A 5,073-nucleotide genomic window follows, 5' to 3' on the forward strand; every position below is an offset into this window, starting at 1 on the left:
GCGTAGTCGATGGGCGCGGCGCGGGGGGCGGCGGGGGCGGGGGCCGGAGTCGGGGCGGGAGCCGGCGGGGCCTCCATCGGGCGGCCGTTCCCCTGCACCTGCACGGAAAGGGTGAAGCGGCGGTCGAAGAGCTGCTCGCCGATCCCGGACAGCAGGTCGCCGTACTTGTCCTCCACCCAGTCCGCGGCGAAGCGGTTGGGCGCCGAGACCACCAGGAGGTCCTGCGAGATCGCCACGGCCTCGGTACGCTCCAGCCAGGTACGGAAGGCCTGCTCCGGGAGCGCCGCGCGTGCGCCGTCCAGGATTCGCGACCAGACCTCGGCGGCGGTAAGCTCCATGCGACTGTCCAGGGGGTACAGCGTTTCCGTTCCGACGACGGGGCGCAATCTGGAAACCCCATGTGGAAAAGTCAAGGAAGGGGCGCCGTTGCTGGACGTTCGCCCCGCCGCGGGGCCAGCGCCGTGCCGCGGCGGGCGGTCTCCCGTCCCCGGCTCCCCGCCCCCTCACAGTTGACGTACACGGCCCCCCCGGCTAGATTGGAGGTCTTTGCCGCACCTCACGATAATTTCGCGCAGGATACAGTCATGAAGCCTTCGTACCGTCCGCGGAACCGCAAGCGGATCAACAAGCACGGGTTTCGGGCCCGGATGGCGACCAAGGGGGGCCGCGCGGTCCTCAACGCCCGCCGCAGGAAGGGGCGTCACAAGCTGGTCGTCACGGTTCCCAAGAAGTAGTCCGGTTCCGCCCTCCGCGCGCATGGCGGAAGGGGAAGACCCGGGCGCGGGCACGCCCGGAGCGGGCGAAGGGGGTTCGGGCGGGTTCCGCCTCCCCCGCGCGGCGAGGATCACCGGGTCCGAGGAGATCCGGGGGCTTTTCAGACGGGGGAAGAGGAGACGGACGCGTCACCTGGATGCGTTCTACTCCCCTTCCCCCTCCGCGCATCCACGCCTGGGGGTGGTGGTGCCCAAGCACAAGCGGCACATCGTGGAGCGGAACCGGGTGAAGCGGCACCTGCGCGAGATCGGGCGCACCCTGGTGCTCCCGGCGCTCCGCGGCGCCGGGGCGCCGCTCGACGTCCTCCTTCGTGCCCGGCCCGAGGCGTACGGGGCCTCCTTCGCGGAGCTCCGCGACGAGCTCCGCGCGCTGGCGGAGGAGCTGTGCTCGCGCGCGCCCTGATCGGTGCGATCCGCTTCTACCAGAAGGGGATCTCGCCGCTGACGCCGCCGTCGTGCCGCTTCCACCCCTCCTGCTCGCAGTACGGGCTGGAGGCGGTGCAGCGCTACGGCGCCGCGAAGGGGAGCTGGCTCACGGTGCGGCGCCTGCTCCGCTGCCACCCGTTCTGCAAGGGCGGGTACGACCCGGTGCCCTGACGAGCAAGCTCGTCCGAAACCCATGGCCGGACGCCGCCGTACTCCCCGAGACGGCCGACGCCCGGCCTTCCCAGCATAGACCTCGAGTCGATGGAAAAGCGCGTCCTGATCGCGGTGCTCCTGATGACGGCCGTCATCATGGGGACGAACCTCCTCTTCCCCCCCGCGGAGCAGCCCGCCGCGGACTCCGCGCGCGGGGACAGCGCCGCCGTCGTGGCCGCGCCCACCCCGGCCCCGGCCCCGGCACCCGCGGTCCGCGCCCCGGCGCTCCCCGCCACGGCGCCGCAGGCCCCCGCCCAGCCGGTAACGGTCCGCTCCCCCCTGTACCGCTACACCTTCTCCACCCGCGGCGCCTCGCTCACCAGCGCGGAGATGCTCCGCCACGGCTCCGCCCTCCGGGAGGGGGAGCCGGTGGACCTGGTGCCGCAGGGGGCGCCGGACTTCCTCACCTACCGCGTGGCGATGGGGGGCGACACGCTGGACCTGCGGGGGCTCCCCTTCCAGGCGAGCGCCACGCGGGTGGAGCTGGCCGAGGGGGGGGAGGCGCAGCAGCTCCGCTTCACGTACGGCGGCGGCGAGGGGCTGGGGGTGGAGGTGGTCTACACCTTCCGCCCGGACGACTACCTGGTGGACGTCGCCGGGCGCGTGACCGGGGCGGGGAGCGGCGCCGTCCTCCTCACCGGGCTGGGGTCGGGGCTCGCCACCCACGAGGCGGACCCGGAGCGCTTCCAGGGCGACCTGGGCGCCATCGCGCTGACCCCCGACGGCGTGGAGAACGTCCCCTTCCAGAAGGTGGAGGGGAGCCGGACGCTGCAGGGGCCGCTCACCTGGGCGGCGGTCAAGGACAAGTACTTCCTCGCGGCGCTGGTCGCCGGCGACCGGCCGGCGTTCGGCGGCATGACCCTGCGCCGGCTCCCGTCCGCCCGCGTGGTGGCCGGGAGCGGGGCGGACGCGGACACGACGCGGATCCCCCGCGCGCAGACCGTCGTCTCCCTGCCGCTGGGCGCGGACGGCGCCTTCGCCTTCGGCGCCTACCTGGGGCCGCAGGAGCACGGGCGGCTCGCCGCCGTCGGGTACAACCTGGACGACGTGAACCCCTACGGGTACCGCTGGCTCCGCCCGGTGGTGCGCCCCATCGCGGCCTCCGCGCTCTGGGTCATGCGCGAGCTGCACGACAACCTGGGGGTCGGGTACGGCTGGGTGCTCATCATCTTCGGCGTGATGGTCAAGATCCTCCTGTGGCCGCTGAACGCCAAGGCGATGCGGGCGCAGATGAAGAACATGGCCGTGCAGCCGCTGATCCAGGAGCTCCAGACCAAGTACAAGGGCGACCCGCAGAAGCAGCAGGAGGAGATGATCCGGCTGTACAAGGAGCACGGGTTCAACCCGCTGGCGGGATGCCTCCCGCTGCTCATCCCGATGCCGATCTTCATCACCCTGTACTTCGTGTTCCAGAGCGCCATCGAGTTCCGGGGCGTCCCCTTCTGGTACCTCCCGGACCTGTCGCAGCGGGACCCGTACTACCTGATGCCGCTCCTCTTCATCGGCTCCACCTTCCTCCTGCAGTGGATCAGCACCAAGCTGAGCGGGATGGAGGCGAACCCGCAGATGAAGATGATGATGTACCTCATGCCCATCATGATGGGGGCGTTCTTCATCACGCTGGCCGCCGGGCTCAACCTGTACTACACGGCCAGCAACCTGGCCGGCCTCCCGCAGCAGGTGCTGATCGCCCGCGAGCGGAAGCGCGCCACCGAGGAGGCGAAGGCGAAGCGCGCGGCCGAGGAGGCCGCCGCGAAGCGGGCCTCCGGCGGCCCCCCTCCCGCCGCCCGCCAGAAGCGCCGACGCTAGGGCGCGCCGTCGTGGCAGCCGAAGGAGCGCCCGTCCCCGGTCCGGGGGCGGGCGCTCCGCGCTCGGGGTCCTCCCGCTCCCCCGCGGGGCTTGCCCGGCGCCCCGCCCCGCGGCATTCTCCGCCCATGGACGTACCCCTCTTCGCCGACACCGTCGCCGCCATCGCCACCGCCCAGGGGCGCGGCGCCGTGGCCCTGGTCCGCGTCTCCGGCCCGGACGCCCTGGCCGTGCTCCTCCGGCTCGCCCCCGCGCTGCGGGAGGCGCCGCCCCCGCGGACGCAGCGCCTGGTGCGCCTGGCGCACCCGGAGACCGGGGAGACGCTGGACCGCGCCCTCGCGGCGTACTTCCCCGCCCCGGGGAGCTACACCGGCGAGGACACGGTGGAGCTCGCCACCCACGGGGGCGTCCTCACCCCGCAGCTGGTGCTGGCCGCCGCGCTGGCCGCCGGCGCCCGGGCCGCCGAGCCGGGCGAGTTCACCCGGCGCGCGTACCTGAACGGCAGGCTCGACCTGCTCCAGGCCGAAGCCGTGGCGGACCTGATCGACGGCCGCTCCCCCGCCCTGCACCGCGCCGCCGTGCACCAGATGGAGCGCGGCCTGTCGCGCCGGATCGAGGCGCTGCGCGAGGCGCTGGTGGGCGCGCAGGCGCTGCTGGTGTACGGGATCGACTTCCCGGAGGAGGACGAGCCCCCCGTCCCTCCGGCGCGGATCCGCGCCGCCGCGGAGGAGGTGCGCGCCCGGATCGACGGCCTCCTCGCCACCGCCCCGGAGGGGGAGCTGCTCCGCGAGGGCGCGCTCGTGGTGCTCGCCGGCCGCCCCAACTCCGGGAAGTCGTCGCTCTTCAACGCGCTGCTGGGGACGGAGCGCGCCATCGTCACGGAGATTCCCGGGACCACCCGCGACGCCCTGGAGGCCGCCGTCACCCTGGACGGCTACCCCTTCCGCCTGGTGGACACCGCCGGGCTGCGCGAGACCGCCGACCGGGTGGAGGAGATCGGGATCGAGGTGGCGCGGCGCTACCTGGCCGCCGCGCACGTGGTGCTCTTCTGCGCGGAGGCGGGGCGGCCGCTGCAGGAGGACGAGGCGGCGTTCCTCCGCGAGCGGAAGCCCGGGACGACGGTGCTGGTCCGGACCAAGGCCGACCTGGCCGGGGACGCCGCACCCGCCGACCGGGAGGAGGCGCCCGGCGGCGTCCGGACGGTGCGCCTGGCCGCCCGCACCGGGGAGGGGCTCCCCGCGCTCCGCGAGGTCCTCCTGCGCACCGCGTTCGGGGGGATCCTGGGCGACCCGGGAGAGGCCCCGCTCGTCACCCGCGAGCGGCAGGCGCGGGCGCTGCGCGAGGCCCGCGCCGAGGTGGAGGCCTTCCTGGAGGCGTGGGAAGGCGGCGTGCCTCCGGAGTTCGCCGCCACCCACCTGCAGGCCGCCGCGGGCGCGCTGGAGGACCTGCTCGGGACCATCGGCACGGAGGACGTGCTGGACCGGGTCTTCTCGCAGTTCTGCGTGGGGAAGTAGCGCGCGGAGCGGGAGCGATGCTTGCGAGGGAGGAGCCGCCGTGTGGCCGCGGCGCCCGCGCGGGGCGCGACACGGCCCCGTGCGTCTCCCGAACCCCGACCCCCTGCCGCATGCGCCCGACCCTGGTACTCGCCGCCGCCCTGCTCTGCCTCGCCGGCCCGGCCGGCGCCCAGGGCTTCGCCCACTGGCTGGAGCCCGGCACGCGGGTCCGCGTCACGGCTCCCACGCTGCTCCCGTCGCGGGCGGCGGGGCGCGTGCACGCCCTCCTCCCGGACACCCTGGTGCTCGTCCGCGGCGCCGCCGACCGCCTGGCGCTCCCCCACCGCCGCATCGAGCTGATC

At 74.5% G+C, this 5,073-nt stretch carries 7 protein-coding genes; 6 read left to right on the forward strand and 1 reads right to left on the reverse strand.

Annotated elements, in window-relative coordinates:
• The coding region (locus VGR37_15415; protein HEV2148793.1) for a DnaA N-terminal domain-containing protein at nt 1-338 on the reverse strand (338 nt) is incomplete at its 3' end.
• A 246-nt stretch (nt 339-584) separates the two neighbouring features.
• Here VGR37_15415 and rpmH point away from each other — a divergent pair.
• The 6 genes from rpmH to VGR37_15445 all read left to right on the forward strand — a co-directional run.
• Complete coding sequence (gene rpmH, locus VGR37_15420; protein ID HEV2148794.1) at nt 585-734, forward strand: 50S ribosomal protein L34; 150 nt, start codon at nt 585-587, stop codon at nt 732-734.
• 22 nt (nt 735-756) lie between these two features.
• Complete coding sequence (gene rnpA / locus VGR37_15425; GenBank protein ID HEV2148795.1) at nt 757-1,176, forward strand: ribonuclease P protein component; 420 nt, start codon at nt 757-759, stop codon at nt 1,174-1,176.
• A complete protein-coding gene (gene yidD, locus VGR37_15430) occupies nt 1,158-1,370 on the forward strand; it encodes a membrane protein insertion efficiency factor YidD (protein ID HEV2148796.1) in 213 nt (70 codons plus the stop codon). The genes rnpA and yidD overlap by 19 nt, the downstream gene beginning before the upstream one ends.
• A 90-nt stretch (nt 1,371-1,460) precedes the next feature.
• The gene (yidC, locus tag VGR37_15435) at nt 1,461-3,221 is read left to right on the forward strand and encodes a membrane protein insertase YidC (protein HEV2148797.1); all 1,761 of its coding nucleotides are present in this window, start codon (nt 1,461-1,463) and stop codon (nt 3,219-3,221) included.
• Nucleotides 3,222-3,346: 125 nt separating this feature from the next.
• Nucleotides 3,347-4,732: a tRNA uridine-5-carboxymethylaminomethyl(34) synthesis GTPase MnmE gene (mnmE, locus tag VGR37_15440; protein ID HEV2148798.1), complete on the forward strand. Its 1,386-nt coding sequence runs from the start codon at nt 3,347-3,349 to the stop codon at nt 4,730-4,732.
• Nucleotides 4,733-4,842: 110 nt separating this feature from the next.
• A partial coding sequence (locus VGR37_15445) for a hypothetical protein (GenBank protein HEV2148799.1) occupies nt 4,843-5,073 on the forward strand: 231 nt, incomplete at its 3' end.

The organism is Longimicrobiaceae bacterium, from assembly GCA_035936415.1.
GTDB lineage: Bacteria > Gemmatimonadota > Gemmatimonadetes > Longimicrobiales > Longimicrobiaceae > JAFAYN01.